The sequence below is a fragment of the Corallococcus sp. RDP092CA genome, assembly GCF_041903675.1.
Classification (GTDB): domain Bacteria; phylum Myxococcota; class Myxococcia; order Myxococcales; family Myxococcaceae; genus Corallococcus.
Window position 1 is genome coordinate 1 of the sequence record NZ_JAYESI010000198.1, and the last position, 240, is coordinate 240.

1 protein-coding gene is annotated in these 240 nt (G+C 62.1%); it reads left to right on the forward strand.

All coding sequences use genetic code 11. The features are described from left to right. A partial coding sequence (locus U8525_RS34745; protein ID WP_374271014.1) for a hypothetical protein occupies nt 1-240 on the forward strand: 240 nt, incomplete at both ends.

Sequence of the window (240 nt, forward strand, 5' to 3'; positions counted from 1 at the left end):
ATATCTGGAGACGTCATCGATTCCCGCGACCAGCAGTGTGACTCTTTCGCGGCAGACCACCCGGCAATGGGAGCTGCGGAACGCGCCGGAGAATCGGACGAAGTTCCTGTGTCCGACCCGCGAGTACGATGCCTTGGGGCGCCTGTGGAAGCAGTCCTTCCCCTATGCAGACCGGGAAGCGCCTGCGTTCACGATTTTCACCTATGACAAGGCGGGACGGCTGTCCCAGCAGGAGGCCAG